Origin of the sequence: Variovorax sp. 350MFTsu5.1, from assembly GCF_048302515.1 — a bacterium.
Taxonomy (GTDB): Bacteria; Pseudomonadota; Gammaproteobacteria; order Burkholderiales; family Burkholderiaceae_C; genus Variovorax; species Variovorax guangxiensis.
The window spans coordinates 2,961,473-2,985,521 of record NZ_CP157620.1 but is presented as its reverse complement, the minus strand read 5'-3'; the positions used below and the strand labels follow the sequence as shown (position 1 = coordinate 2,985,521).

The 24,049-nt window shown below is 67.5% G+C and carries 25 protein-coding genes; 10 read left to right on the top strand and 15 right to left on the bottom strand.

Annotated elements, in window-relative coordinates; all coding sequences use genetic code 11:
• Positions 1–80: 80 nt before the first annotated feature.
• A complete protein-coding gene (locus ABL843_RS13480; protein WP_418120187.1) occupies positions 81–2,540 on the bottom strand; it encodes a phosphoesterase in 2,460 nt (819 codons plus the stop codon).
• Positions 2,541–3,179: 639 nt separating this feature from the next.
• Here ABL843_RS13480 and ABL843_RS13475 point away from each other — a divergent pair.
• Together ABL843_RS13475 and ABL843_RS13470 are read left to right on the top strand one after the other, a co-directional pair.
• Positions 3,180–5,390, top strand: coding sequence for a LamG-like jellyroll fold domain-containing protein (locus ABL843_RS13475; protein WP_418120186.1), 2,211 nt, complete (start codon positions 3,180–3,182; stop codon positions 5,388–5,390).
• Between the two features lie 121 nt (positions 5,391–5,511).
• Positions 5,512–5,649, top strand: coding sequence for a hypothetical protein (locus tag ABL843_RS13470; RefSeq protein ID WP_418120185.1), 138 nt, complete (start codon positions 5,512–5,514; stop codon positions 5,647–5,649).
• 133 nt (positions 5,650–5,782) lie between these two features.
• Here the strand turns inward: ABL843_RS13470 and ABL843_RS13465 are convergent, their stop codons facing one another.
• From ABL843_RS13465 to ABL843_RS13430, 8 genes are all read right to left on the bottom strand, one after another.
• A complete protein-coding gene (locus ABL843_RS13465; RefSeq protein ID WP_418120184.1) occupies positions 5,783–6,394 on the bottom strand; it encodes an alkylhydroperoxidase domain protein in 612 nt (203 codons plus the stop codon).
• Between the two features lie 28 nt (positions 6,395–6,422).
• The gene (locus ABL843_RS13460) at positions 6,423–7,079 is read right to left on the bottom strand and encodes a CMD domain protein (protein ID WP_418120183.1); all 657 of its coding nucleotides are present in this window, start codon (positions 7,077–7,079) and stop codon (positions 6,423–6,425) included.
• A gap of 28 nt (positions 7,080–7,107) precedes the next feature.
• Positions 7,108–8,184: a putative FMN-dependent luciferase-like monooxygenase gene (locus ABL843_RS13455; protein ID WP_418120182.1), complete on the bottom strand. Its 1,077-nt coding sequence runs from the start codon at positions 8,182–8,184 to the stop codon at positions 7,108–7,110.
• 120 nt (positions 8,185–8,304) lie between these two features.
• Positions 8,305–9,840: a sensor domain-containing diguanylate cyclase gene (locus ABL843_RS13450; protein WP_184638481.1), complete on the bottom strand. Its 1,536-nt coding sequence runs from the start codon at positions 9,838–9,840 to the stop codon at positions 8,305–8,307.
• A 120-nt stretch (positions 9,841–9,960) separates the two neighbouring features.
• Positions 9,961–10,428 (bottom strand): hypothetical protein, encoded by a 468-nt coding sequence (locus ABL843_RS13445; RefSeq protein WP_369658429.1) that lies wholly within the window; start codon positions 10,426–10,428, stop codon positions 9,961–9,963.
• A 126-nt stretch (positions 10,429–10,554) separates the two neighbouring features.
• Entirely contained in the window at positions 10,555–10,752 is a 198-nt protein-coding gene (locus ABL843_RS13440; protein ID WP_418120181.1) for a hypothetical protein, read from the bottom strand.
• Between the two features lie 102 nt (positions 10,753–10,854).
• Entirely contained in the window at positions 10,855–11,115 is a 261-nt protein-coding gene (locus ABL843_RS13435) for a hypothetical protein (protein WP_369658431.1), read from the bottom strand.
• Between the two features lie 184 nt (positions 11,116–11,299).
• Positions 11,300–11,569 carry a hypothetical protein gene (locus ABL843_RS13430; protein WP_126018924.1) on the bottom strand — a complete coding sequence of 90 codons (270 nt, stop codon included), beginning with the start codon at positions 11,567–11,569 and terminating at the stop codon, positions 11,300–11,302.
• A 142-nt stretch (positions 11,570–11,711) separates the two neighbouring features.
• Here ABL843_RS13430 and ABL843_RS13425 point away from each other — a divergent pair, with 142 nt between their 5' ends.
• The 4 genes from ABL843_RS13425 to ABL843_RS13410 all read left to right on the top strand — a co-directional run bounded on the left by ABL843_RS13425 (position 11,712) and on the right by ABL843_RS13410 (position 14,898).
• A complete protein-coding gene (locus tag ABL843_RS13425; RefSeq protein ID WP_126018922.1) occupies positions 11,712–12,017 on the top strand; it encodes a hypothetical protein in 306 nt (101 codons plus the stop codon).
• A 104-nt stretch (positions 12,018–12,121) separates the two neighbouring features.
• Complete coding sequence (locus ABL843_RS13420; RefSeq protein ID WP_418120180.1) at positions 12,122–13,288, top strand: DSD1 family PLP-dependent enzyme; 1,167 nt, start codon at positions 12,122–12,124, stop codon at positions 13,286–13,288.
• A gap of 107 nt (positions 13,289–13,395) precedes the next feature.
• A complete protein-coding gene (locus tag ABL843_RS13415) occupies positions 13,396–14,649 on the top strand; it encodes an acyl-CoA dehydrogenase family protein (protein ID WP_418120179.1) in 1,254 nt (417 codons plus the stop codon).
• A 33-nt stretch (positions 14,650–14,682) separates the two neighbouring features.
• On the top strand, positions 14,683–14,898 hold the full coding sequence (locus ABL843_RS13410) for a hypothetical protein (RefSeq protein ID WP_418120178.1): 216 nt from the start codon (positions 14,683–14,685) through the stop codon (positions 14,896–14,898).
• Positions 14,899–14,934: 36 nt separating this feature from the next.
• Here ABL843_RS13410 and ABL843_RS13405 read toward each other — a convergent pair whose 3' ends face one another.
• The gene (locus tag ABL843_RS13405; RefSeq protein WP_019653070.1) at positions 14,935–15,249 is read right to left on the bottom strand and encodes a hypothetical protein; all 315 of its coding nucleotides are present in this window, start codon (positions 15,247–15,249) and stop codon (positions 14,935–14,937) included.
• Positions 15,250–15,618: 369 nt separating this feature from the next.
• A complete protein-coding gene (locus ABL843_RS13400) occupies positions 15,619–16,449 on the bottom strand; it encodes a crotonase/enoyl-CoA hydratase family protein (protein WP_418120177.1) in 831 nt (276 codons plus the stop codon).
• A 98-nt stretch (positions 16,450–16,547) separates the two neighbouring features.
• On the opposite strand from ABL843_RS13400, the gene ABL843_RS13395 reads away from it, so the two are divergent.
• Positions 16,548–18,422 (top strand): PhoX family protein, encoded by a 1,875-nt coding sequence (locus ABL843_RS13395; RefSeq protein WP_418120176.1) that lies wholly within the window; start codon positions 16,548–16,550, stop codon positions 18,420–18,422.
• Positions 18,423–18,455: 33 nt separating this feature from the next.
• A complete protein-coding gene (locus ABL843_RS13390; protein ID WP_126018909.1) occupies positions 18,456–18,854 on the top strand; it encodes a DUF488 domain-containing protein in 399 nt (132 codons plus the stop codon).
• 6 nt (positions 18,855–18,860) lie between these two features.
• Here the strand turns inward: ABL843_RS13390 and ABL843_RS13385 are convergent, their stop codons facing one another.
• Entirely contained in the window at positions 18,861–19,469 is a 609-nt protein-coding gene (locus tag ABL843_RS13385; RefSeq protein WP_418120175.1) for a glutathione S-transferase, read from the bottom strand.
• A 130-nt stretch (positions 19,470–19,599) separates the two neighbouring features.
• On the opposite strand from ABL843_RS13385, the gene ABL843_RS13380 reads away from it, so the two are divergent.
• Positions 19,600–20,058, top strand: a complete 459-nt coding sequence (locus ABL843_RS13380; protein WP_418120174.1) for an Lrp/AsnC family transcriptional regulator — start codon at positions 19,600–19,602, stop codon at positions 20,056–20,058.
• A 17-nt stretch (positions 20,059–20,075) separates the two neighbouring features.
• On the opposite strand, the gene ABL843_RS13375 is transcribed toward ABL843_RS13380, so the two are convergent.
• Complete coding sequence (locus ABL843_RS13375) at positions 20,076–20,978, bottom strand: SDR family oxidoreductase (protein ID WP_418120173.1); 903 nt, start codon at positions 20,976–20,978, stop codon at positions 20,076–20,078.
• Positions 20,979–21,119: 141 nt separating this feature from the next.
• Between ABL843_RS13375 and ABL843_RS13370 the strand changes: the two genes are divergently transcribed.
• Entirely contained in the window at positions 21,120–21,995 is an 876-nt protein-coding gene (locus tag ABL843_RS13370; protein ID WP_418120172.1) for a CoA transferase, read from the top strand.
• Between the two features lie 15 nt (positions 21,996–22,010).
• Here ABL843_RS13370 and ABL843_RS13365 read toward each other — a convergent pair whose 3' ends face one another.
• Entirely contained in the window at positions 22,011–22,946 is a 936-nt protein-coding gene (locus ABL843_RS13365; protein ID WP_369658442.1) for a hypothetical protein, read from the bottom strand.
• A gap of 38 nt (positions 22,947–22,984) precedes the next feature.
• Complete coding sequence (locus tag ABL843_RS13360) at positions 22,985–23,902, bottom strand: DMT family transporter (protein ID WP_418120171.1); 918 nt, start codon at positions 23,900–23,902, stop codon at positions 22,985–22,987.
• Positions 23,903–24,049 lie beyond the last annotated feature (147 nt).

Below are 24,049 nucleotides of genomic sequence, written 5' to 3'. Positions count from 1 at the left end.
CCTTGCGGGATTCGAGGAGCCTGCGGGACGGCGGAAGAAACCTCTTCCAACCGTCCCCCCGGCTTGCTGCCGCAATCCGGCTACCTGGTTGCCCAGACGTTGTTCTGGCTCGTATCAGGACCGACCTGAGGAGTGATCTGGCCTTCCAGCTTGCCTGTGACGGGGTCCTGCACACCTACGATGTCGTTCGCGTACAGCTTCTGGGTGTAGTTGGCCGGGATCACGTAGGCATGGTTGATCGGCCGCACCGAGTCGAAGTGCGTGTCCGCGCTGCCCTGGTATTCCGGCAATGCAAGGATGTTGGCCGTGATGAACGCTTCCGTGTATTTGGTGCGGTTCAGGTACGACGCATCCACGGCCGGGTCGGCAATCTGGAACATGTCCTGCAGGGTGCGCAGGAACGAGAAGTGGCTGTACGAGTCGCTGTCCGCCACCTGCTTCTTCGCCGTGCCGACGTCCTGCTGGTTGGTCATGATGCCGAAGATCGAATTGCCGTGGCCGAAGTTGCCCCCCGCATAGTTGGGCGGCGGCGTGGTGGCCGTCGCCTTGCCGCTCGCATCCACGGTCACCGGCGCCGCACCAGAGTTCGGGCCACCCGCGTTCCAGCCGCAGCAGGAGCCATTGCTGCCGCCTTCGCCTTCGTCGTACATCACGACGATCGCGACGCGCTTCTGCGGGTTCTTCCACAGCGCCGAACTCCGGATCTTGTTGATCACCATGCCCAGGTAGATGTCGGCGCGCGTGGTGCCGGCGGCCTGGCCGTCGTTGTTGGTGTTCGCGCAGCTGGTGTCCTTGCCAACGCCATGCATGTCGTCGCACTGGTCCGGAACGATGAAGTTGATGTTGCCCACGTCACCGACGTCCAGGTCCTTGCCGAACTGGTCGTAGATCCAGCCTTTCGGAACCGGGTAGATCGACGAATTGAGCCAGTCCGCTTCCTGGTACTGCGTGCCGAAGATGGTGCGGTTGTTGGCCACGAAATCGGGCAGGCTGCGCGCGCCCTGGAAGGCGATCGAGGGACCGTGCTTGACCTTGTAGAGGCCGCCTTGCGCGGGGAAACTGGGCGAGCCGACCAGGGTTGGCGGTGCCGAGCCGTCGAGGTTGGTGGCGCCCTTGAGCTTGCTGGAGTCGTAGGTGGCGGTGACGGAGTTGTCCAGGATGCTGTCGGCGCGCACGTCCTGGCCGGGGTTCATCGACTCGCTGTAGGTGCGGATGGTGAGGCCCGCCTTGGACATCGCCGTGAACAGATTGCTGCCCGGGACGTTGTGCACGGTGCCCCCGGTCGGGTGGTCGCCGCAGGTCGTGTCCGCCGGGACGTACTGGGAGCGAGCTTGTGGGGTCGCCGGCGGGAGTGCGCCCTGCATGGGCATGACTTGGCCGTCGGAGGCCGTTCCGCCGGCGAATGCGACGTCCTTGATGTCGTAGGGGGCGACAGCGCCGCAGCCGAACCAGTTGTCGTCGTGGATGCCGAAGTCGTCGCCGCCGCCCAGCGCGGTGTAGTTGGGCTCGGACGGATTGCCGGTCGAGTAGTACGTCTTGAGCTGGTTGTAGTTGTTCAGGATGTAGTTGATGTTCGCCGCACGCGGATTGCCGACGATCACGTCGGTCGACTTGTTCTCCTCGACGATGATGAAGATGTTGTCGTAGGCCGGAACGCCTTCCACATTGAAGGCCGCCTGCTGTGCCTGCGCGAAGGTGATGGGCGCCTGCTTCTGCGAGGGCAACGTGGGAGTGGCCTGGCTGCCGTCCCTGTTGGTGAGCGTCACGCCCGACAGGCCGACGAGGCGCGGGTCGCCGCCCGCGACGGCCAGGTTGTCGGGGAACAGGTCCTTGCGGTCGAGCTTGGCCGTCGCGTAGGTGTAGCGGTTGGTCAGCTGGTTGTCCTCATACAGCGCCGCGTACTGGGTGGCGCCGCTCAGCGTGTTGACGTCCGCCAGCGGATCGGTGAAAGCGGCCGTGCCGAGGTTGAAGGCCGGCCCGTTGAGACGGGCGACGAGGTTGGCCTTCTCGGCGGCGTAGCTGCTGCCGTTGGCTTCCACGAGGCGCTGGGCCTCGCTCGACATCGGGCTGATGACGATCTTGTCCGTGCCCTGGTCGGCGACCTGGGCAGCCGAAGCGCGCAGGATCAGGTGGCTGCCCGCGGCCGCGCCGGTCGCGGTGTTGATCGCGGAGGCGCCGATGTCGGCCACCAGCTGCCCGGTCTGGGTGGTCGTCAGCGTGAACTTGCCGTTCGCGTCGGTGACGGTCGAGGCTTCGCCGCCGTCGAGCACGCCGTTGCCGTTGGCATCGACGAAGACCGTTGCCTTCTGGTAGTAGCCGGCCTTGAGCGTCGGATTGCCCGTGCTGCTGCCCGGCACATAGCCGCTGGCCGCGACCACGCCGCTGAAGGTCGTGGGGGTGGCGCCCGTCGTGCTGGTGGGCGGGGTGGTGATCGGGAAGAAGCCGCTGCTTCCGCCGCCACCTCCTCCGCAGGCGGCGAGCACGCAGGCCGCGACCGTCGTCAAGGACGAAAGCAGGATTTTCTTGTCGAATATCGTCATATCGTGGGGCAGTGAGTTATTGATGGTTTTGAGCAAGCTGCGAGAGAAAACTTGGGAGATGCTGCTTTCCCATTAAGAAAGCGCGGATCAGGGAGGAATGTAGAAATGGCCGGTGACATTTATGTGTCAATTTCCGCCAGTGCACCGTCAATACCTCGAAAAACAGATCAATCGAATTCCCGCTCAAATAAACCTGACCACCGACTGACTTCAGAATTAGAAGAAAATTAGCAATACCCGTTGAAAGAATTTTGAAAGCAAACCCCGGCGACACCCCGGGCGTCCGTGGCGGCGCTCCGTGCGAGCCCGAGTCGACGAGGCGCGATGCCCAGCGGCCGAACACATCCATGCAATTCCGGAAAAATCGGCGTCCCCTTGAAATTTCCAGGCCACCCGGAAAATTGATTGCCTTGTCTATCGATGCAATGAGGAACGAATACCTGCATTTTTCGCGGCAATAAATTCACGAGAACATCATATTCAATGCATAGAGTCTGCGCTTTCCGAAGTTGCCGGCAATTTCAGAAAAGAATTTGATGCACTACGAATTCAAATACCATGAAAAAGCAGACTCTTTCCAATGAAGAAAAAATCGACTTGGCTCAATTGGCTTCCGTTCCGGAGAACAGGCGCCGGGAATTGCTGAAGCTGATGCTGGCGGGCTCGGTCACGGGACTCGCGGTCGCGCTGCCCGGGTGCGGCGGCGGCAGTGGCGCCGGTGCCGGGGCGTTCCCGGTGGCTGGGACGAACGGGCCTTCGACAGCCGGATCGCCCACCGGCGCGCCGCCGCCGGCGAGCCAGGGCGTCACCGCCCAAAAAATTTCGAGCTTCACGATCTCGGTGCTTCCCGATACCCAGTTCTATCCGCGCTATGCATCGGAAAAGATGGGCGAGCTCTACCAGAAGCTTTACTCGGGCATCGACCCGAAATACGACAACCCCTTCAAGACCCAGACGCAGTGGATTGCCCAGAACGCCAGGCTGCTGAAGATGCCGTTCACCATGCATCTGGGCGATATCGTCGATCAGTCGTGGTACTACACATCGGAAGGCTCCTCGCCCTGGAGCGCCTCCACCGATCTCGTGGGCAACGGCCAGATCGGCAACGGACAGGTCACGAAGGAATGGGAGCTCGCGAGCCAGGCGATGCAGGTGCTGGAGGCGGCCAGATGCCCTTACTCCATCTGCGCGGGCAACCACGACGTGGGAGCCATCGATTCCGACATGCAGTGGGGTCCCGACTGGGGCGTGGGGGTCACCGGTTTCGCCAACAACGACGGCTACCAGGACGGAGGCAGCCACCGCGTCGGCCTGTTCGAGCCCTACCTGCAGGTGTTTCCCACGGAGCGCGCGAAGCGGCAGGCCACCTTCGGAGGAAGGCACTCATCGGGCTTTCACGAGTACCACGTCTTCGAAGCCGAGGGAAACAGGTTCCTGGTGCTGTCGATGTCGTGGCGGGCGTCGGACGACGCGATCGGCTGGGCCAACCAGGTCATCCAGTCCAACAAGACGACCCCGGTCATCCTCGTCAATCACCAGCTGGTCGGCATCGGCAGCGACGGCAAGACCGCCGCGGACACCGCCTACTCGAACTACATGTGGGACAAGCTGATCAAGGACAACGACCAGATCTTCATGGCCGTCAGCGGCCACTACCACGGCTCGTGCACCAGCACGAAGAAGAACTCCCGCGGCAACGACGTGCACCTGATGGTGGTGGACTACCAGATGGCCTACATGGGCGGCAACGGCCTCATGCGCATGTTCGAGTTCGACCTGACCAACAGGAAGATCATCGCCAGCTCGTTCTCCCCGTGGGTGCCCCTGAAGCCAGCCGCAACGCTCAACGAGTTCGACGCCGCATGGCTGTCGGATTCGAACCAGTCCTTCGCGCTGGACATGGACTTCGTCAAGAGATTCGCCTCCTTCAATCCGGATTTCTCGGTGCCCGACGGTTCGTCGGACAGCAGCCTGACGGACGTGGCGAAGAAGCTCATCCTGACGAACTACAGCCAGCCCCCGCAGAAGGCAGCCGCGCTTCCTTCCGGCCCCGACGACTATCCGAAGGTCGACAACACGCTCGCCCACTGGCGCTTCTTCAATGCGGCGGCGGCCGAGGGAGATCTCTTTCCCTATCAGCCTGGGCAGCAGATCCAGGACGTTTCCCCGGGAGGCAAGAACCCCGTCTCGGTGAACACGTGGGCGGGGCAGTCCGGCGACCTGGTCTGGTCGAAGAGCCATCATCCGCTGTCGGCCGCGCCCGGCAGCCTGCGCTTCCTGAACGCCACCAAGACCAGGTTCTCCTACTTCACGACCGACGCGAATTCGGCACTGAACGTGGAGACCTTCGCCAAGGGCTACACCATCGAAGCGTTCGTGTACATCGACGCCGGCTTCGACGCGACGAAGAATGGATGGATGGGCATCCTGTATCGCCTGGGGGCACGCTCGAACCTGCCCGGCTTCGCCTCGGACGATGGCGACTGCGCCCTGATGTTCGCCTTCTCGAACCTGATGGAATTCCAATGGGAAGTCGCTCCCGTGAACCAGGCAACCAACCTCACCTGCTGGTCGGGCGGCGTATCGGCCGGCCAATGGCTGCACGTTGCCATCGTCAACGATCCCGCGGCTTCGTATGCGACCACCATGTACCTGGAGGGAGCGCCCGTGCTGCGCAACAACACGAACATGCAGGGCATCCAGTACGTCGCCCCGACGCAGCAGCTCGCCATCGGCTGCGGGCAATGGGCCGGGAACATGTCCACGGGCTTCCTTGGAAGCATCGGCGAAATCCGCATCGTCGGCGTGCCCCTGACTTCCGACAAGTGGCTGACGGCCCGGGCGAGCTGAGCTGAAACGAGGAGACCGGCGACGACGGGCCCGTCGCCGCCGGTCCTTTCCCGCCCTCCCAATTTCTCCCCAGGTCGCGCCTTAGGCTGGGCTTCTTCAACGTCGAGGGAAGCCGCCCCGAATGCGATACCCCACCCGGAAACTCACCACTGCCACCACTGCCACCACTGCCACCCTCGTCGCCCTGTCGTGCGTACCCGGCGCCTTCTTCAGCCACTGCGGCCATGGAGAGCCGGGGCCGGGCTTCGGCCTTCGCTGACCCGAAAAAACGAACGGCCTTTCCGGCAGGACACCGAATTTGCTCGACGCACTACGGGCCTTGTGGGCCGCACTGGTTGCCATCGGTCACTTGCTGGCCTGGCTGCTGACGCTGCTGTCCTGAGCGTGGAGGGTCAGCCGCCCGAGGGCTGCTGCGGCTCCCCCAGCGACAACATCAGCCGATTCGCCCAGTTGAAGAACGCCGCGCCATGCACGACATCGGCAATCGCGAGGTCGTCCAGCCCCTGTGCCCGCAGCTGTGCCACATGCTCCGCCCCGAACGCCGAGGGCGTGGACGACAGCGCGACCGAAGCCGCCACGATCGCGTTCCAGCGCTCGCCCAGGTCGGCGTTCACGCCTTCGTCGAGCAGCCTCTGCACGTCCTGCGTGCGCTGCGAGAAATGCGAGGCGAAGCGCGCGTGCACCGACGCGCAGTAGATGCAGCCGTTGTAGCGCGAAGCCGCAGCGGCCGAGAGCTCGCGCTCGGCGCGCGGCAGGCCGGCTTCGGGGTTGTAGAAGATGTCCTTGTCGGTGCGCGTGCGCGCCCCGAGGATGTCCGGGTCGCGCGCCAGCAGGCGGAAGTACGGCGACTTGGCGCGCGCTGCATCGACCAAGCCTTCGAAATGCCGCGCTGTCAGTTCGGCCTCGGGCAAAGGCTCCAGCCAGGGCAGCCACTCGAGCTGCGCCTGCGTGAAGGCGTTCGGATGGTGGTTCTCGGGGTGGCTCAGCACGGATTCGGCGCTCATGGCGGTGTTTCTCGCTGTCTTTCTCTGCTCAATCGACAAGGGTGACGGGCCGCTGTGCCAGTGCCCGCAGGCCGGCGACGACGCGGATCTGGAAAGCAAGGAAAGCCACGAGCTGCGACAGCGTCACGGCCTCGGTGCCGGTCCATCCCGCATCAAGCAGCGATTGCAGCGCCGCGGCGCTCGCGTCGCGCGGATGGAAGACGAGCAGGTGCGCATGCGCCAGCGCGGCGGAGAGCTTCTCGCCCAGCACCGCGCGCCCGGCTTCGCTCACCTCGTATGAAGGCCCGCTTGCATCCTCCGCGCTGAGCGGCCCCGGGGGATAGCGGCCATAGGGTCCATCGGGGCCTTGCGCGGCGCCTCGCCGCGTTTCGATGGCGATCGCATCCGCCACGCCGGCGCGAGCGCCTTGCCCCGCCAGCGCATCGGCATAGAAGCGCGCCACGTCGGCCTGCCCGTGCAGCCCCGTGACGAAGGCCGCGACGGCGAACCTGTCCGCGGTCCCGAAATTCCCGAACACGGGCGGCGCCGGCGCAAACAGCGCGAGATAGCTCTGCTGCGCATGTGTGCGTGACTGTTCACGATGCGCACGGATGCGATCGAGATGGCTGCCGGGCTCGATGCCGACGAGCCGGTCGATGACATCGGGCACCACGGGTGCGATGGGAGAAGCGACGATGGCGTTCATGACAAAAAAAGGGGAAAAAAGAGCGCAGCTAGAGAAGCGCAAGCGATCGCAGGTCGGACGCGCTCGCTCCGCTCGTCCAGCCAAGGGCAGGCGCGACTGCGGTGGCGGTCAGTTCGATGGAGCGCAGGGTCGCCTCGTGCGGCGGATCGACGGAGTGCACCTGGCACACGAGATCGGTCACGCGCGCGAGCGTGCTGTCGGCACGCAGCGAGGCGATCACGTCGTCGGGCGAGCCGACGTGCACGTCGTAGGCGGCAATCAGCTCTTCGAGCGGCGCATCGGGCCCGGCCCGACCGGCGAGGCCGGCCTGCCCTGAAGCGGCGAAGCGCGCGGCCGAGCGGCGCAGGCCGACGTCGGCCAGGCGCAGCGCTTCCTTGCGGGTATCCGCCACGAAGACGCTTCGTGAACCCACGATGCGCGGCGTGCGGCCCGCCGGCAATGCGGCCAGATAGGCATCGACGATCGGGTTCTGGATCTCGGCGAGCGATGCATCCGGCGCATGCTCCGAGCGAGGCTGCGTGCGCGAAAGCATCAATCCGTCGCCGGCCTCCCCTGCCCGCGTACCGCCGCTCACCGAGAACGTGGCCTGCCAGATGCGCCCGAGCAGCTGCTCGCCCGAGGGGTACAGCGCGTCGCCGCCCGCCAGCGGCCGGCCTGCCCAGGCCGAGCGCACCGCGGCCAACTGCTTCGCGAAGATGGCCGAGCGGTCGTTGCCGTCCAGCCCGAAGGCAGCGAAGGACTCTGGCGTGCCGCCGGTTCCCACACCCACCTCGAGCCGGCCGCCCGAGAGAAGATCGAGCACGATCGCGTCTTCGGCGACGCGCACGGCGTTCTCCAGCGGCAGCGTGACGATGCCGGTGCCCAGGCGGATGCGCCGCGTGCGCGACGCCACGTAGGCCAGGAAGACGAATGGCGATGGCAGGCCGCCCTCGTGCTGGTGGAAGTGATGCTGCGCCACCCAGGCCGAATCGAAGCCCGCGGCCTCGGCATGGGCGATCTGCGCCGCGACGAGGCGGTAGCGTTCCGCGGCTGGCACGTCGTCGAGCAGGCGGCTGAAGAAGCCGAGGCGAAGCGGGCGCGGTGATTTGTGGGGAATGCCGGGCATCCGGAAGAGAAGGCTGCGTTGTGACTGGCCTTCGAGTCTTGCGCGGGATGCCGCCCGAGGGAAATCCGGTTATCGCGCTTGCTTATGCGCTTTGCGCGTATCGCCCGTTCATTCGACCGTTCATTCGGCCGTTGGCCGGTCTGCGGCGGTGCAGACGCGGTTGCGCCCATTCATCTTGGCCGCGTACAGCGCCCTGTCCGCAGCCTGGATCAGTTCCTTCGGCGGCTGCCGGGTGCCGGCAGGGCTCAGGGCATCCACCCCGGCGCTCAACGTGACGAAGCCGTCCGGCGCACCGGCGTGCACGATCTCCAGGTCGCGCACCGCGCTGCGGATCTTTTCCGCGAGCACCGCCGCGGCCGCCACGTCGGTATTCGGCAGCAGCACGGCGAGTTCCTCCCCGCCGTAGCGGGCGGCGAGGTCACCCGGGCGCCGGGCCGCGAGGTTCGAGATGGTGCGGCCGATCGTCTGCAGGCACTCGTCTCCGGCCGTGTGGCCGTAGATGTCGTTGTACTGCTTGAAGCAGTCCACATCGAGCAGGATCAGCGCCAGCGTGCTCGCGTCGCGCATGGCGCGGCTGAATTCGGTGTCGAGCGTCACGTCGAACTGCCGGCGGTTCGCCAGGCCGGTGAGGCCGTCTTCCATGGCGAGCGTGTTCAGCGTCTTGTTGAGCTTTTCCAGCGCGTCGCGCGCGCCCCGCAGCTCGGCCTCGGTCTTGTTCTGCAGCTCCATCTGCCTGACCAGCCGCCAGCCCACGGAGCCGACGATCAAGACCAGCAGGACGACGCCGCCTGTGTGCCAGAGCGTTTCGTTCCACCATTCGGCCAGGATCTCGTCCTTGGAGAGAGCCGCCCCGACGAAGAGCGGATAGTTGGAAAGGCGCCTGAAGCTGTTCAGCCGCGTGACGCCGTCCTGCGCCGACTTGATCTCGGCCGTTCCGACCGGCCCCAGGGTCCTGTAGGCGCGGTAGAGCGAGGTGTCCAGCATGTTCCGACCGACCATCTCGGGGCTGAACGGGCGGCGGGTCATCATGGTGCCGGTGTCGAGGATGAGCGCGACGGCGCCGGCCTGGCCGATGTCCAGGCTGTCATAGAACCTGGTGAAGAACTCGACGTCGATGGTCGCGAGCGCCACGCCGCCGAAGCTGCCGTCGGGGTTGTCGATGCGCCGCGAGACGGGCACGAGCAGCTTGCCGTTGGTGCGGCTCTTCACCGGTATGCCGATGTGCGGTCCGCGGTCCTCGTGGTCGCGATGGAAGATGAAGTATTCGCGCTCGGCGTTGTTCAGGTTCTGCGGCTGCACCTTCCGCGAGTTCACGACCCAGTTGCCCTCCTTGTCGTAGACGTGGATCGCATCGAGCTGCGGGAGCTCGGCCACCCGCATCGCGAGCACCTTGTGGAGCCTCTCGAGGGCCGCGGGCCCGGTGCCGTCGTACTCGACGCGCTCGACGACGCCGATCAGGGCGGTGTCGGTCTCCTTGATCGTGTCGTCCGCCTGCTGCGCCATCGCACGAGCCAGGTTCGCCGTGGCAACGCTCATCTGCTTGAGCTGGACCGTGCGCGACTGCCAGCTGTTCCAGCAGTCGAGCGCGACAAGGGCGAGACAGACGACGGCGACGAAGGCCGTGGTCCGGAAGATGATGGAAGGTCGACGAAACAAGATCTGCTTTCGAGGCAACGATGTCTGAAGCGCCTCGCCGACTTTGACACATCTGCGGCCGGATATGCAGCAACCCGGTGCGGCCGCCTGCTGCCGGCCCTGAAGTAGGGCCCGGCCGGCTCAGACCGGCCGAACGTCGAAGAACGCCTCGTCCGTGTCGCCCAGGTCGCGAAAGCCCGCCGTGCGCGCCGCGTCGTAGGCCTTGGCCCATCGCTTGGCCAGGGCGATCTCCGCCTTCGAAAGATCGCTCTCGCTCGATTCGCTTGCGTTCTGGAACGCCCGCAGCGCCTCGACCACGTCGCCGCCGAGCTGCCGGTCGATCTCGCGCCTGAAACGCTGCTGCGCCACCTTCACCGCATCGGCCGCCGGGTGCGAATAGTCGGCAAGCCTCACGGTGTACGCGACCCGCTCCTCGACTTCGACGTCCTCGAAGCGGAACGGCTCCTCGGACTGCGCGCGCGAAAACGAGGGCTCCGGCAACAGCACCGGCGCATGCGGTTGCGGCTGTGGCTGCGACAAGGCAACCGGAAAGGCTGAGGCCGCTGCTGCGGCAGCACCCCGCGGAAAGAAAAGCTCGAACTGGTTCATGGTTCATCGCCCCGGCGCGCAGGTACGCGCCGATCCGGGCTCGTGGCCAAAGACTGGATGAATATACAGTCTTTGGCGACTGTTAACCAGCCTGCGAAGGCTCGGCGTTGCCGATCGTCCGACGACTCAACGGCGGTCGTGGATCATTCGCCACATGTTGCATCCGCTCGGGCACGAAGGCGCCACCGGGCCGGGGTTCGCCTGTGCGGCCACGACGGATGATGCGAGGAGGGAAAGATCGGCAGGATCGCTGCCCGGCGACGGAGTGCCGCCGATGACGAGTGCAGTCACGCTGACCGCCACCACTTTTGTAACCATCAACATGATCGTCTCCAGCAGTTGGTCACCAATTCAAGATAGACCTGCCGAAGACAAAAATCGCGGGGATTTACCCTCGCCGGCACCCGGCGCCCGGCGCCCGGCACCCTACTCGCCGGAAGTCGGTCTCGCCCCGTTGCGCGATGCACGGGGCGGCTCCGCCGCCTCCCCCGCCTCGACATAGTTGAGCTCGATCGGATGAACGATTGACGCCGCCGGCTCGCCGTCGAAGCGCACCAGCAGATATTCGCCGCTGGCACCGGTGATGGCTCCGAACCGTCCCCGAAGCTCGACCCTGCCGCCACGCCGTGCGGGCACCCTGAAGCGCATCCGGATGTATGGGAGGCCCACGCGGAAATACTCGACCATGCGAAATCCCTGACTTTGTTTGTAATCGTTCGATCAAGGTCGCCGCAGCCCGCTCGACAAGAGCGGAAGACGCAACGCCGTTGACCGTTCGACTCAATCTCGTCGGAGGCGTGTCGGTCGCGTGTCAGTCGAAATCGCTCGCAGCTGACAGCCGCCGGGCATTCGGCGGGTGTGCCGACGCCGCTCAGCGGATGCCGCCGAAGGCGTTTTCCTGTTCCGCGGCGATGGTGTCGTCGACCTCCTCCCGAGGTCCGACATTCAGGTCTTCCGAGAGCCCCTTCAGGACGACGTAGCCCGCCTGCAGCGCCTCGGCGTAGGTGTGGAAACCCTTGGCCGCCTCCATCAGTGGCTCGAACTCCATGGAGTTGTCGAAGGACTCCAGCAGCACCCAGAAGTAATGGCCCTCGTCGTGTTGGTCGACGGTCAGGGCGATGGAGATAAGTTGGCCAGCCATGCCGCGCATGGTGGCGCGCTCGAATGACAGGCCCAAGAAGTAAACATGAACGTTCGGCTTCGTGTTCGACTGCTCGAAAACACTACATCCTTTCGTCCGGAAGGCCTTCACGCGGCGGCGGGGGATCGGCGATGCTCAGGGCATGCCGATCGCAAATTCACGTTCACCAGCGCGCTCCGGATGGCGCGTCGCCGCGCTGATCTACACGGTCGCCGGCGTCGTCTGCATCCTGGGCTGCGCCGTCGCCCCCGACAGCGACGTGAGCCTTCTGATCGCCATCGCGGGCGGGCTGCCTTGGTCGCTGAGCCTGCTGACGCTGGGCCTGTCGCCCGGGGTGGCCGACACGGCCCTGCTGATGCTCGCCGCGAGCTGGTCGGTGAACGCCGCGCTGCTGTGGTGGCTGGCGCTGCGGCGGCCCGGGCGGCACGGGCCCTCGCATCCGGCCTGACCCGGCCTGATCGGTCCGGGCGAATCGGTGCGATCATCTCGCCCCGGAACACCGGGCGCCCGGTGCCTGTCCCACAACAAGAACCGAGACAAAGGCTTTTCCCGATGCCCCAAGCCCTGCAGCAAGTCAACACGCCGCTGATCGGCGTTCCCGGCGGCCGCCATCTTCTCGACACCCCCGCCCTGCTGATCGACCTGCCCGCGATGACGCGCAACATCGAACGCATGGCCGCTTTCGCCAGGTCGCGCGGCGTGAACCTGCGCCCGCACGTGAAGACGCACAAGTCGGTCGAGATCGCGCGCCGCCAGGTGGCCGCGGGTGCCATCGGCGTGAGCTGCGTCACGCTGGGCGAGGCGGAAGTGATGGTCCAGGGCGGCATTCCGGGTGTGCTCATCACCTCGCCGGCGGTCACGCCGAGCAAGATCGCGCGGCTCATCAGGCTGGCGCAGCAGGCGCGCCCGGGCGACGTGATGGTGGTGGTCGACAACCCGCAGAACCTCGCCGAGCTTGCGCGCGCCGCCAGCGAACTCACCCATCCGCTGGACGTGCTGGTGGACTACGGCGCGGGCTACAACCGCACCGGCGCCGCCACGCAGGCCAAGGTGCTCGAGCTGGCCGCACTGGCCGCCGCCGAGCCGCGCCTGCGGCTGCGCGGGCTGCAGGCCTATGCGGGCAACCTGCAGCACATCGTGGCGCGCGAGGAGCGCAGCGCGGCGGCCGCCGGCCTGCGCGAGACCGTGGCGGGCATCGTCGCGGCGGCGCGGCGCCAGGGCCTGAACTTCGACATCGTCACCGGCGCGGGCACCGGCACGCACGACCTCGATTCGCAGGAAAACGCCTTCACCGAGCTGCAGGCCGGCTCGTACGTCTTCATGGACGCCGAATACAGCCGCGTGCTGGCCGACGGCGACCGGCCCTCGCCCTTCGAGACATCGCTCTTCGTGCAGACGGCGGTGGTCAGCACGAACGCGGCCGACTGGGTGACGGTGGACGGCGGCACCAAGTGCTTCTCCACCGACAGCGGCGTGCCGCTGGTGGCCAAGGGCGCCGACGCCGCGAGCCGCTACGCCTTCTTCGGCGACGAGCACGGCAAGCTGATGCCGCCAGCGGGCTCGCAAGGTTCGCAGGCGCAAAGACCGGCATTGGGCTCGCGTGTGGAGTTCGTCACCCCGCACTGCGATCCGACGGTGAACCTGCACGACGCCTATCACGTGGTCGAAGGCGGCACGCTGGTCGCCATCTGGCCGGTGGACGCGCGCGGCAGGCGATAGAGGCATAAGAAAACTCGAAAAGCGTATTTCACAAGCGTCGTACCGCGGGGGACAGTCGAGCGCTGTCCCTCTTCTCCCGGGCGTGCCTTTCGGGGCCGCCCCGCCCCATGGAATCCATCCAAGCAACGACGCGCCCCGCGGCGCACGCGCCAGGCGCTCAGGCGCCATCCTTCCAACAGCTTGCCGCCCGCTTTCGTCCTGTCTTCCAGCGCATCGCCGAGCGCTCCACCCAGCGCGAGAACGAGCGCGAGCTCGCCTACGAGCCCGTGGCCTGGCTCAACGCCGAGCGCTTCGGCGCGCTGCGCGTGCCCATCGAGCACGGCGGCCTGGGCGGATCGGTGGAGCAGCTCTACGACCTGCTGATCGAACTCGGCGAGGCCGACTCCAACCTGCCGCAGATCCTGCGCGCGCACTTCGGCTTCATCGAACGGCTCTTCGCCGAGATCGACCCCGCGCTGCACGGCCCGTGGATGCGGCTAGCGGCCGAGGGCGTGATCTTCGGCAACGCCACCACCGAGCTCGGCGAGGGCCCGCTCGGCGAGCTGCAGACCACGCTGCGGCGCGACGGCGATGCCTGGCGGCTCGACGGCGAAAAGTTCTACAGCACCGGCACGCTGTACGCCGACTGGATCTCGGTCTCGGCCCAGCGCCTGAACGACGACGGCAGCAGCGACCGCGTGATCGCGCTCGTGCCGGCCGAGGCGCAGGGCGTGGAGCGCGTGGACGACTGGCGCGGCTTCGGCCAGCGGCTGAGCGCATCGGGCACCACGCGCTTTCGCAACGTGCGCGTGAAGCCCGAGAACGTGCTGCTGTACGTGCGCGACCAGCCCACGCCGCTGACCGCGCATTTCCAGCTCACGCACCTGGCCACGCTGGCTGGCATCGCGCGCGCCATCGTGCGCGACGCGGTGGCCTTCGTGCAGCCGCGCAAGCGCATCTACAGCCATGGCAGCGGCGACACGCCGCGTGAAGACCCGCTGGTGCAGCAGGTCGTCGGCCAGCTCGCGAGCACGGCCTTCATCGCGGCATCGACCGTGCAGGCGGTGGCGCGCGGCCTGGGCGAGGTCGACCGCTTCCGCCAGCGCGGCGAGGCCGTGCCCGAGAGCCTGCTGTTCGAGGTGGAGTTGAACACCGCCAAGGCGCAGGCCGGAATCGTCGATGCGGTGCTGCAGGCGGGCACGCGGCTCTTCGACGTGGGCGGCGCTTCGGCGCTGCAGGAAGACCGGCGGCTCGACCGGCACTGGCGCAACGCGCGCACGCTCGCCTCGCACAACCCGACCATCTACAAGGGGCGCGTGGTGGGCAACCACCTGCTCAACGGGGCGAGGCCGACTTTCTACTGGGCGGTGGGGAGCGCTTAAAGTCTCGGGTTCTCCAACGGACCCGTTTGCTTCATGCGCCGCCTGCTGCCAGCCTCTCTCCTATTCCTCATCGTCAGCTGCGCAACGCCGCAAACGGGCGTGCAGCGTCTCAACGATGGTGTCTTCAGGGCTGCGAGCCAGCAGGAAGCGGAGGCCTATTGCCGTATCGACGGGAACCCGATCCGGTTCCTGACACAGGCCGACGCACCGACCACGCCGGGCAGCGGCGTGCTCTTCAGGTGCGACTGAAGAAGGATCGAGGGAATTGAAGGCTCTGCGGCGTCTTCAGACGCGCGGGAGCGCCGCAAGGAAGGTGGACACGACGATCGCCGCGGCCCGGTCGAGCTGCAGGATGTCCGCGACGTCGAAGGCGTGTGGCGCCGTGCGTCCACTCGAGCCGAGCGGCTTGCGGATCTCGACAAGGACTTCGGCCGCCAGTTCGCGGTCGCTGCGCGGCCGGCCGTCGGGGTGCATCACCCATTCATCGACTTGATCGAACGGAATGCTTCGGAAGACTCCCACGATGGGGACGTACTTGTAGCGATCCTCGCCCACCAGGATGGGCACGCTGAGGTTACAGAAAAACGTGGTCGTCGACATGCAGGATCGCCGTCGCTAGGCAAAGCGTTCAATTGTTAATGAGTGAGCTGTCTGGAGCCATCCTCCGCAGGAGCTATCAGCGGAGGAGACGTGACCTTCTGCACACAAATTGTCTCGATCCGTATGGTTTTGCCCCATAAAACAACCACTTTATTCTTACATAAAGATACACCGAGTGGGATTTTTGATGTTTTCGGCTGTTCCGGCCCGAATTGAAGGGTCGGCCGAACAGAAGGCGCAGATGTAACCGCGCCCGCGCAAGACGGGGGATGCGAGGGTGCGCGAAGAACGGCGTCGGCGGGCTGGGGAATACCCGCCCGGCCGTTCACCTGGCAGCGATGGATTTCATGCGGGGCGCCCCGCCGGCCGTCAACCCGGCGCGCTGAAGCGCGGCGCGCGCCGCTCGATGTTGGCCTTCACGGCCTCGACCTGGTTTGGGCTGCCGATCAGCGCCTTCTGCTCCACCGACTCGGCCAGCAGCAGCTCGGCCGCGCTCTGCGAGAGCGATGCGTTCAGCAGCCGCTTGCCCGCGCGGATCGCGTCCGGGCTCTTGCCGGCAATCTCGTGCGCCATCTGCAGCGCCTCGGCCAGCGGGTCCGCGCTGACGCGGGTGGCGAAGCCCAGGCGCAGCGCCTCCTCGCCCGAGAAGATACGGCCGGTGAAGGTGAGCTCGCGCACCACGTCGCTGCGCGCGAGTTCGCGCATCAGCACCATGCCGGCCATGTCGGGCACCAGGCCCCATTTGATCTCCATCACCGAGAGCTTGGTGTCGGGCGCGACGATGCGGATGTCGGCCCCCAGCGCCACCTGCAGGCCGCCGCCGAAGGCCACGCCGTGCACTGCGGCAATCATCGGCACCGGCACCTCGCGCCAGACCATCGCGACCTGCTGCGCGGCATTCGAGATGCCGTGCGTGCGCACCACCAGGTCGGCGCCGGCGGCGCCCTCGCCCAGCACGCTGGCGCCCGCGTCCTGCTGCTGCATGCGTTCGAACGAAGCCATGTCGAGCCCCGCGCAGAAGGCCTTGCCGCGGCCCGAGATCACCACCGCGCGCACCGCCTTGTCTTCACGCAGCGCCTCGCCGGCCTCGATGAGCGCATCGAACATCGCAGGATCGAGCGCGTTCATCTTGTCGGCGCGCGAAAGATGCAGTTCGACCACGCCGTCGGCGTGGCGGGTGCGTTCGATGCGATCGGTCATTCGATGTCTCCTGGGCGGTTGCCGCACCAGTATCGCCGGGCACGGGCTCAGGCGATGATGGCGCCTGTCGCCAACACAACACCGCAAACATCTCCGCCATGCCCCTGGACCGCCGCCACTTTCTCATTCAATCGGGTTCGGCCGCCGCCGTGGTCGCGCTGTTCGGGCAGGGCTGCGCCTCGCCGTCCACGCCCACAGCCATGGGCTCCGGTGAGGTGCTCGGCTTCACTGGCGTGCCAGCCTCCCTGCGCGACGGCATCGTGGTGCCCCCCGAATACGAATGGCAGCTGCTCTACCCCTGGGGCTCGCCCACCGGCGTCGCGAACCGCATGCCGAGCTTCGCGCCCGACGCGAGCAACAGCGCCGACGACCAGGCCGTGCAGGCCGGCATGCACCACGACGGCATGCACTTCTTCGCGCTCGATGCGAGCGGCGAGCGCGGCCTGCTGGTGATGAACCACGAGTACACCGACGAGCAGCTGCTGCACACCGACGGCGTGAAGGAATGGACCGCCGACAAGGTCCGCAAGTCGCTGCATGCCATGGGCGTCTCGGTGATCGAGATCCGGCGCACCGACAAGGGCTGGCAGCAGGTGCTGCCCTCGCCCTTCGCACGACGCGTGCACGGCAGCACGCCGATGCGCATTGCAGGCCCCGCCGCAGGCACGCCGCTGATGCGCACCACGGCCAATCCGGCGGGCGACGCGGTCTTCGGCACCTTCGCCAACTGCGCGATGGGCGTCACGCCGTGGGGCACCTACCTGACCTGCGAGGAGAACTTCCACGGCTACTTCGGCGGCCCGAAGGACGCGGCCCGCAACGCGACGCCGGCCCAGCGCCGCTACGGCACGGTGGCCGGCTCGCAGTGGGTCGAGTACTGGCGCTTCGACGAGCGCTTCGACGTGAGCCGCCATCCGAACGAGCCGCACCGCTTCGGCTGGGTGGTCGAGATCGACCCCTTCGACCCCACGGCCACGCCCGTCAAGCGCACCGCGCTGGGCCGCAAGCGCCAGGAAAGCGCCACCTGCACCGTCGCGAAGGACGGCCGCCTGGTGGTCTACATGGGCGACGACTCGCGCTTCGAATACATCTACAAGTTCATCAGCCGCGACAAGGTGCGCCCCGGCACCGACGCTGCCGCGCGAGCGGCCAACCGGCACCTGCTCGACGAAGGCACGCTCTATGCCGCGCGCTACGACGCCGGCGGCCGCGGCCAGTGGCTCGAGCTCACGCACGGACGCAACGGCCTGGACGCGGCCAACGGCTTCGCCGACCAGGCGGAGGTGCTGATCCACGCGCGGCTGGCCGGCGACCAGGTCGGCGCCACGAAGATGGACCGCCCCGAATGGATCGCCATCCATCCGCAAAGCGGCGAGGTCTACGTCACGCTCACCAACAACAGCCAGCGCGGCGACGCCGGCAAGCCCGCTCCCGATGCGGCCAACCCGCGTGCCAACAACCTCTTCGGCGGCATCCTGCGCTGGCGCGAGGACGCGGGCGATGCCGCCGCCACGGGCTTCGCCTGGGACCACTTCGCGCTGGCGGGCGACCCCGCGCAACCCGGCAGCGGTGCGCGCTACCCCTCGGCCAGCGCCGACGCCTTCGGCGCCCCCGATGGCCTGCACTTCGACCGCGGCGGCCTGCTCTGGATCCAGACCGACATGAGCGGCCAGGTGATCGGCAAGCCGCCCTACACCGCGCTGGGCAACAACCAGATGCTGTGCGCCGACCCGGCCTCGGGCCGCATCAAGCGCTTCCTGACGGGGCCCAACGGCTGCGAGATCACCGGCTGCGTGGTCACGCCTGACCGCCGCACGCTGTTCGTCAACATTCAGCATCCGGGCGAGGCGCGCGACGACGGCGACACAAAACCCAACAGCGCCTGGCCCGATGGCACCACGCCGGGCAGCGCCCGGCCGCGCTCGGCGACGCTGGCGATACGGCGGCGCGACGGCGGTATCGTCGGCACCTGAGACAAGCACCAGCAGAGAAAAGGGAAACCCACCATGAGCATCCGCATCGTCCGCCTCGGCACTCCCCGCGCTCCCGGCGAAGGCTTGCGCGTCGGCACCGTGCGCCGTCCGCCGCGCGGCGTTCCGAAGACCGAGTTCGCTTCGCAGGACTGGTACGACGTGTGGTATCCCAACCTCGCGCCCTCCGTCGAGGCGATGAAGCAGGCACAGGAAGCCCAGAAAGAGGAATCGCCCGCGCAGTGGAACGCCTTCGTGCGCAAGTTCAAGTCCGAGATGGCCGAACCCGATGCGAGCCGCAGCCTCGACCTGCTGGCCGCGCTGTCGCACGGCGCGTCGCTCTCGGTGGGCTGCTACTGCGAGGAAGAATCGCGCTGCCACCGCTCGGTGCTGCGCAGCCTGCTCGCGGAGCGCGGCGCGAAGATCGTCGACTGATTCCGCTCAGACCATCGGCGCGCCGACGAAAACCGGCAGCCGCTCTGCCTGCGCGGAGTACGCAGCCAGCACAGGGAAGTCGGTCGGCGAAATCGCATCGGGCGTCAGCAACTGCGTGAACGCCCAGGCCACGGCCGTCGAAATGCCGGCCTGCGTCATCGTCTCTTCGCTGGCCGGCAGCGGCTCGGCAGCGATCTCGCGTTCGAGCGCCGAATACGCAGCGGCGAGCTGGCCCTGCACACGGTCCATCCACGGCTGGTGCAGCTTCTCGGCCGGACGCAGCTTGCGCTCGTAGACGATCTGCACCGTCTTCTCGCAGGCCGCGAGCGCGAGCCCCGTGAGGCGCAGCTCCCGCAACCGCCGCGCCGGGTCTGCCGGCAGCAGGCTGCGCCCGCTGAGCGCCTGGGCGTAGTCGATGATCAGCGTCGAGTCCATCAGCACCGAGCCGTCGTCGCACACCAGCGTGGGCGCCTTCACCACCGGGTTGATGGCGCTGAACTGCTCGAAGGTGCTGAAGACGGAGATCGAGTGGTGCTCGAAGGGAACGCCGAGCAGGCGAAGAGAAATGGCGGTGCGCCGAACGTAGGGCGAGTCGAGCATGCCGACGAGTTGCATGGGATGGGTTCTCCTGGAAGACCGGCTCACGATACCGGCAGCATCGACGGCGCCGAATGGCAATCCATCGAAAATCAGCGCCGCAAACCGATCAACCATCGGCGGCCATGCGCCCTGCCGACTCCGCTCCATGAACATCGACAAGAAAGACCGCCTGATCCTCGAAGCGCTGCAGACCGACGCGCGCCAGAGCCTGGCCGCCATCGGCAAGCGCATCGGCCTGTCGCAGCCGGCCATGAGCGAGCGTGTGCGCAAGCTCGAGGAGGCGGGCGTGATCGAGGGCTACGGCGCGCGCGTTAACCTGCGCGCGCTGGGCGTGGGGCTGCAGGCCATCATCCGCATCGACACCACGCACGCGGGCATCGCCAGTTACCTGAAGCTGTTCGAATCGATGCCCGAGGTGCTGAGCGCCGACCGCGTGACCGGCGAAGACTGCTTCTTCGTGCGCTGCGCGATCGCCGAGCCGGCCGACCTGGAGCGCGTGGTTGACGCGCTGGCGGTCGATGGCTCGGTGACGACTTCGCTGGTGCTGTCCAGTCCGGTGAACAAGCGGGTCACCGTGCACGCGGCCAGGCCGCCGAAGAAATAAGCAATAGACGGCAGCCTTCAGCGCTGCGCCTTGTCCTTCTGGTTCTGCGCCTCGATGCGCTCGCGCGCGGCCAACCAATCGGCGTCGCTCCACTGGCGCAGTTCGTAGAAGTTGCCGCCGGTGGCCAGCGCATTGCCGCCGTCCATCATGATGCTCTGGCCGGTGAGCCAGTCGCACTGGCCCGGCGCCATCAGGAAGGAAGCGAGGTTCTGCAGCTCGCTCATGCGGCCGGTGCGCGCCATCGGGTTGTTCTGCTTGCTGCGCGCGCCGGGCTCCTCGCCGGGGTTCAGGCGCTTGCTCATGCCTTCCGTCGGAATCTCGCCGGGCCCGACGGCGTTCAGGCGGATGCCGTGGCGCGCCCATTCGACCGCGAGCGACTTGGTCATGACCTCGATGCCGGCCTTGCTCATGGCCGAGGGCACCACGTACGGGCTGCCGTTGTCGACCCAGGTGACGATGATGCTCATCACGCTGCGGAAAGCATCGCCCGGCTTCCATTCGCCCGACTTGGCCTGCGCCACCCAGCGCTTGCCCACCGCCTGTGTCACGTAGAAGCTGCCGTGGAACACGATGTTGGCGATGGCGTCGAAGGCGCGCGGCGAGAGGGCCTCGGTGGGCGAGACGAAATTGCCCGCCGCGTTGTTCACCAGCCCCGTGAGGCCGCCGCTCTGGAACAGGCTCTCGACCATCTCGTCGACCTGCTGGGCGATGCGGATGTCCACGCCGAAGGTGTCGATGCGCCGCTGCGGAAACTGCTTGCGCCATTCGGCCGCGGTCTCCTCGCAGACCGACTGGCGCCGGCCGCAGATGGCCACGTCGGCGCCGAGGCTCAGGAAGCGCTCGGCCATTGCGCGGCCGAGGCCGGTGCCGCCGCCGGTCACCAGGATGTGCTGGCCGCTCATGAGGGAAGCTTCGAACATGATTCGTCTCCTTGGTCGATGAGAGGCGGCACGCGCCGCCACCGGCACATGCTACGCGTGCCGTGCTTTCGCGGCTTGCGTGAGGTGGCTCCGCCCCTCGGGCGAGAATGCGCGAAACGATTCTTCCGGAGACGACGACCGATGCCGAGCCCCGCCGACGATCAAGCCTTCGCACCGCTGGAGGGCGTTCGCGTCCTCAGCCTCGCACTGAACCTGCCCGGGCCCGCCGCGCTGCTGCGCTGCCGCCGAATGGGCGCCACCTGCCTGAAGCTGGAGCCGCCGGGGGGCGATCCGATGGGGCTCTACAACCGCCCTGCCTACGCCGCGCTGCACGAGGGCATCGAGATCCGGACCCTCGACCTGAAGACCGAGGCCGGCCAGCAGCTGCTGCACGCCGAGCTTGCCTCCACCGACGTGCTGCTCACCTCGTTCCGCCCCTCGGCGCTCGCCAAGCTGAAGCTCGACTGGGCCGCGCTGCAGGCGCGCCATCCCTCGCTGTCGCAGGTGGCCATCGTCGGCGCGCCGGGCGAGCGCGCCGAGGAGCCGGGCCACGACCTGACCTATCTCGCCGAAAGCGGCCTCGTCACCGGCACCGAACTGCCGCCCACGCTCTACGCCGACATGGGCGGCGCCTTGCTCGCCAGCGAGGCGGTGCTCAAGGCCATGCTGCTGCGCTCGCGAAAGGCGGGCGGCGTGTACCTGGAGGTGGCGCTGAACGCCTCGGCCGACTGGCTCGCCCTGCCGCGCACCTGGGGCCTGACGCAGCCTTCGGGCACGGTCGGCGGCGCGCATGCAGGCTACCGCGTCTATCCCTGCGCCGACGGCCGCGTGGCGGTGGCGGCGCTGGAGCCGCATTTCGCCGACCGGCTCTGCGAGGCCGCGCAGATCGCCTCGCGCGACATGCTGGCGCCGGCCACGCGCGAGGCGCTGGCGGCCTGGCTGCTGACGCGCACGCGCGCCGAACTCGAGGCCATGAGCCGCGAGCGCGACGTGCCGCTGCTCACGCTGGCCGACTGATCCGGCCGATCGGGCTCAGCGGGCGGCGCCGTCGCGCTGCCGGTCTTCGCGCTTGAGCGCGAGATACGTGTCCAGATCGATCTCGTGCAGCTGGCGCGGGTACTGCTCGGCACCCGCGAACCATCGGCGCTGGCGGCGCTCGGCCTGGTCCGGCCCCGGCGCCGAGAGGTAGGCGTCGAGCGTCAGGAAGTAGCGCATCGCATTGCGCTCCACCAGCCCGCGCAGGCCGCGGATGTAGTCGGGCTGGCCCTCGGGCGTCTTGCCGACCACGGTGAAGCCCACCTTGTCGCTGCCGAAGGTCGCCAGATAGGCCATGGTGCCCAGCCGCACCATCGTGTTGTGGTCGTAGCTGTAGCTGAAGTGCAGGAAGCTCTTGCGCTCGTCGAGCGCTACCGCCTCGAGCGTCACTCGGTAGTTGCTGGTGCCCAGCGGGCCGCTTTCGGCGGAAAGCTCCACCAGCAGGTGATCGGGCGAATTGCCGCTGACCCGGTAGACGAAGGGCAGTTCGAAGGCCTGGTCGACAGGCTTGTCGTAGCGCCGCACCACATAGAGCGTGAGCATCTCGCTTCCCTGAGGGCCGCTGGCGACGCTGCAGCGCCGGTTGTTGACGTGCAGGGTCAGCACCTCGCACCAATGCGCGGAGCCTTTGAGTGCAGTGCTGATCTCGGCGAGCGGATGCTCGACGACGGCGTAGACGTCGCCCTGGAGGCCGTCCGCCGTCTCCATGGAATCGAGCTGCACGGGCCGGCCGAAGCTGCTGCGGTTCAGCTTGTCGCTCAGGCGCTGGTAGGTGGCGCGCAGCGCCTGGGCGGAAGAGTTCTCCGCCGGGGCCGCGAACGAAGACTGCATCGGGCAGGCCGCGAAAAGCAGCAGCGCCGCGGCGGCCAGGATGCGTGTCCATGGAGCCGGCGGGTGGGGCGAACTGCTCACGGTGCTCATGGTGCTGCTCATGGGGCCACACCATACAACGGACCGCCCCGCCCTCGCCTTCAGTCGGACTGCGCGGGCTTGCTGCGCCGCACCAGCAGCAGCATCGCGCCAGCCAGCAGCAAGGCTCCGGCCCACTGGCGCGGCGTCATCGCCTGCGAGAACAGTGCCGCCGCCAGCAAGGCGGCCATCAGCGGCTCGATCAGCGTGCCGACCACCGCCGCCGTCGGCGACAGGCGCCGCGCGCCCCAGGCGAAGGCCAGGTAGGCCACCGAGGTCGTCACCACGCCCGTGTAGCCCACGCCCAGCCATTGAGCGCCGCCGGACGGCCAGGTGATGCCCGAAGGCAGCGCCACGGCCAGCATGCAGAACGCCGCGGCCGTCATCCCCCAGGCGGAGGCCGTGACGGCCGGCACCCGCGCCGGCATGCGCGCGTTGCCCAGCACCACCATCGCGTAGCAGAAAGCCGAGCCCAGCGACCAGGCGACGCCGGCCGCATGCCCCGGGGCCAGCGGGCCCCATCCTCCGGCGGGCATCACCAGCAGCAGCACGCCGGCCAGCGCGAGCAGCAGGCCGGCGATCAGCCTGCGGCCGAGGCGCTCATAGCCGCGCAGCACCGACACCAGCGTGACGATCACCGGCGCGCAGCAGATCGAGATGACGGTTGGCAGCGCCGCCCCCAGGTGCACGATGCCGGCGAACCAGCAGCTCACGTTGAGCGCCATTGCGGCGCCCGTGGCGAGCATCTGCGACCGCTCCCGGCTGCTCAGATCGGCCCAGCCGGCACCGGGCATCGCCGGCGCCCGCCAATGCAGCCACCACAGCAACGGCAGCCCGAGGGCGAAGCGCGCCAGCGACAGGCTCTGCGGCGCGATGCCGCCATCGATCAGGAATTGCGCCACCAGCGCACCACCGCCCCAGAGGGCGCCAGCCAGCAGCACGCCGCCCCAGGCCAGGGCGGCAGACGTTCTTGCGTTCATTGATGAAAGTTCTTTCTCCATGACGCCCCGCCATGGCCGGTCGCTTCAGGACCGGGGTTCAGGCAGCGGGCGTGACCATCCGAGCCGCCGGCCGGCTGAGGAGGCACGGGGCTGGCGGCAACCGCTTGGGTCTGAGCGCGAGGCGCG

Bases quoted from the DNA above. Each gene is read 5' to 3' on its own strand.
- ABL843_RS13480 (WP_418120187.1), bottom strand. From the start codon at position 2,540: ATGACGATATTCGACAAGAAAATCCTGCTTTCGTCCTTGACGACGGTC.
- ABL843_RS13470 (WP_418120185.1), top strand. From the start codon at position 5,512: ATGCGATACCCCACCCGGAAACTCACCACTGCCACCACTGCCACCACT.
- ABL843_RS13465 (WP_418120184.1), bottom strand. From the start codon at position 6,394: ATGAGCGCCGAATCCGTGCTGAGCCACCCCGAGAACCACCATCCGAAC.
- ABL843_RS13460 (WP_418120183.1), bottom strand. From the start codon at position 7,079: ATGAACGCCATCGTCGCTTCTCCCATCGCACCCGTGGTGCCCGATGTC.
- ABL843_RS13455 (WP_418120182.1), bottom strand. From the start codon at position 8,184: ATGCCCGGCATTCCCCACAAATCACCGCGCCCGCTTCGCCTCGGCTTC.
- ABL843_RS13445 (WP_369658429.1), bottom strand. From the start codon at position 10,428: ATGAACCAGTTCGAGCTTTTCTTTCCGCGGGGTGCTGCCGCAGCAGCG.
- ABL843_RS13440 (WP_418120181.1), bottom strand. From the start codon at position 10,752: ATGTTGATGGTTACAAAAGTGGTGGCGGTCAGCGTGACTGCACTCGTC.
- ABL843_RS13435 (WP_369658431.1), bottom strand. From the start codon at position 11,115: ATGGTCGAGTATTTCCGCGTGGGCCTCCCATACATCCGGATGCGCTTC.
- ABL843_RS13430 (WP_126018924.1), bottom strand. From the start codon at position 11,569: ATGGCTGGCCAACTTATCTCCATCGCCCTGACCGTCGACCAACACGAC.
- ABL843_RS13425 (WP_126018922.1), top strand. From the start codon at position 11,712: ATGCCGATCGCAAATTCACGTTCACCAGCGCGCTCCGGATGGCGCGTC.
- ABL843_RS13420 (WP_418120180.1), top strand. From the start codon at position 12,122: ATGCCCCAAGCCCTGCAGCAAGTCAACACGCCGCTGATCGGCGTTCCC.
- ABL843_RS13415 (WP_418120179.1), top strand. From the start codon at position 13,396: ATGGAATCCATCCAAGCAACGACGCGCCCCGCGGCGCACGCGCCAGGC.
- ABL843_RS13410 (WP_418120178.1), top strand. From the start codon at position 14,683: ATGCGCCGCCTGCTGCCAGCCTCTCTCCTATTCCTCATCGTCAGCTGC.
- ABL843_RS13405 (WP_019653070.1), bottom strand. From the start codon at position 15,249: ATGTCGACGACCACGTTTTTCTGTAACCTCAGCGTGCCCATCCTGGTG.
- ABL843_RS13400 (WP_418120177.1), bottom strand. From the start codon at position 16,449: ATGACCGATCGCATCGAACGCACCCGCCACGCCGACGGCGTGGTCGAA.
- ABL843_RS13395 (WP_418120176.1), top strand. From the start codon at position 16,548: ATGCCCCTGGACCGCCGCCACTTTCTCATTCAATCGGGTTCGGCCGCC.
- ABL843_RS13390 (WP_126018909.1), top strand. From the start codon at position 18,456: ATGAGCATCCGCATCGTCCGCCTCGGCACTCCCCGCGCTCCCGGCGAA.
- ABL843_RS13385 (WP_418120175.1), bottom strand. From the start codon at position 19,469: ATGCAACTCGTCGGCATGCTCGACTCGCCCTACGTTCGGCGCACCGCC.
- ABL843_RS13380 (WP_418120174.1), top strand. From the start codon at position 19,600: ATGAACATCGACAAGAAAGACCGCCTGATCCTCGAAGCGCTGCAGACC.
- ABL843_RS13375 (WP_418120173.1), bottom strand. From the start codon at position 20,978: ATGTTCGAAGCTTCCCTCATGAGCGGCCAGCACATCCTGGTGACCGGC.
- ABL843_RS13370 (WP_418120172.1), top strand. From the start codon at position 21,120: ATGCCGAGCCCCGCCGACGATCAAGCCTTCGCACCGCTGGAGGGCGTT.
- ABL843_RS13365 (WP_369658442.1), bottom strand. From the start codon at position 22,946: ATGAGCAGCACCATGAGCACCGTGAGCAGTTCGCCCCACCCGCCGGCT.
- ABL843_RS13360 (WP_418120171.1), bottom strand. From the start codon at position 23,902: ATGAACGCAAGAACGTCTGCCGCCCTGGCCTGGGGCGGCGTGCTGCTG.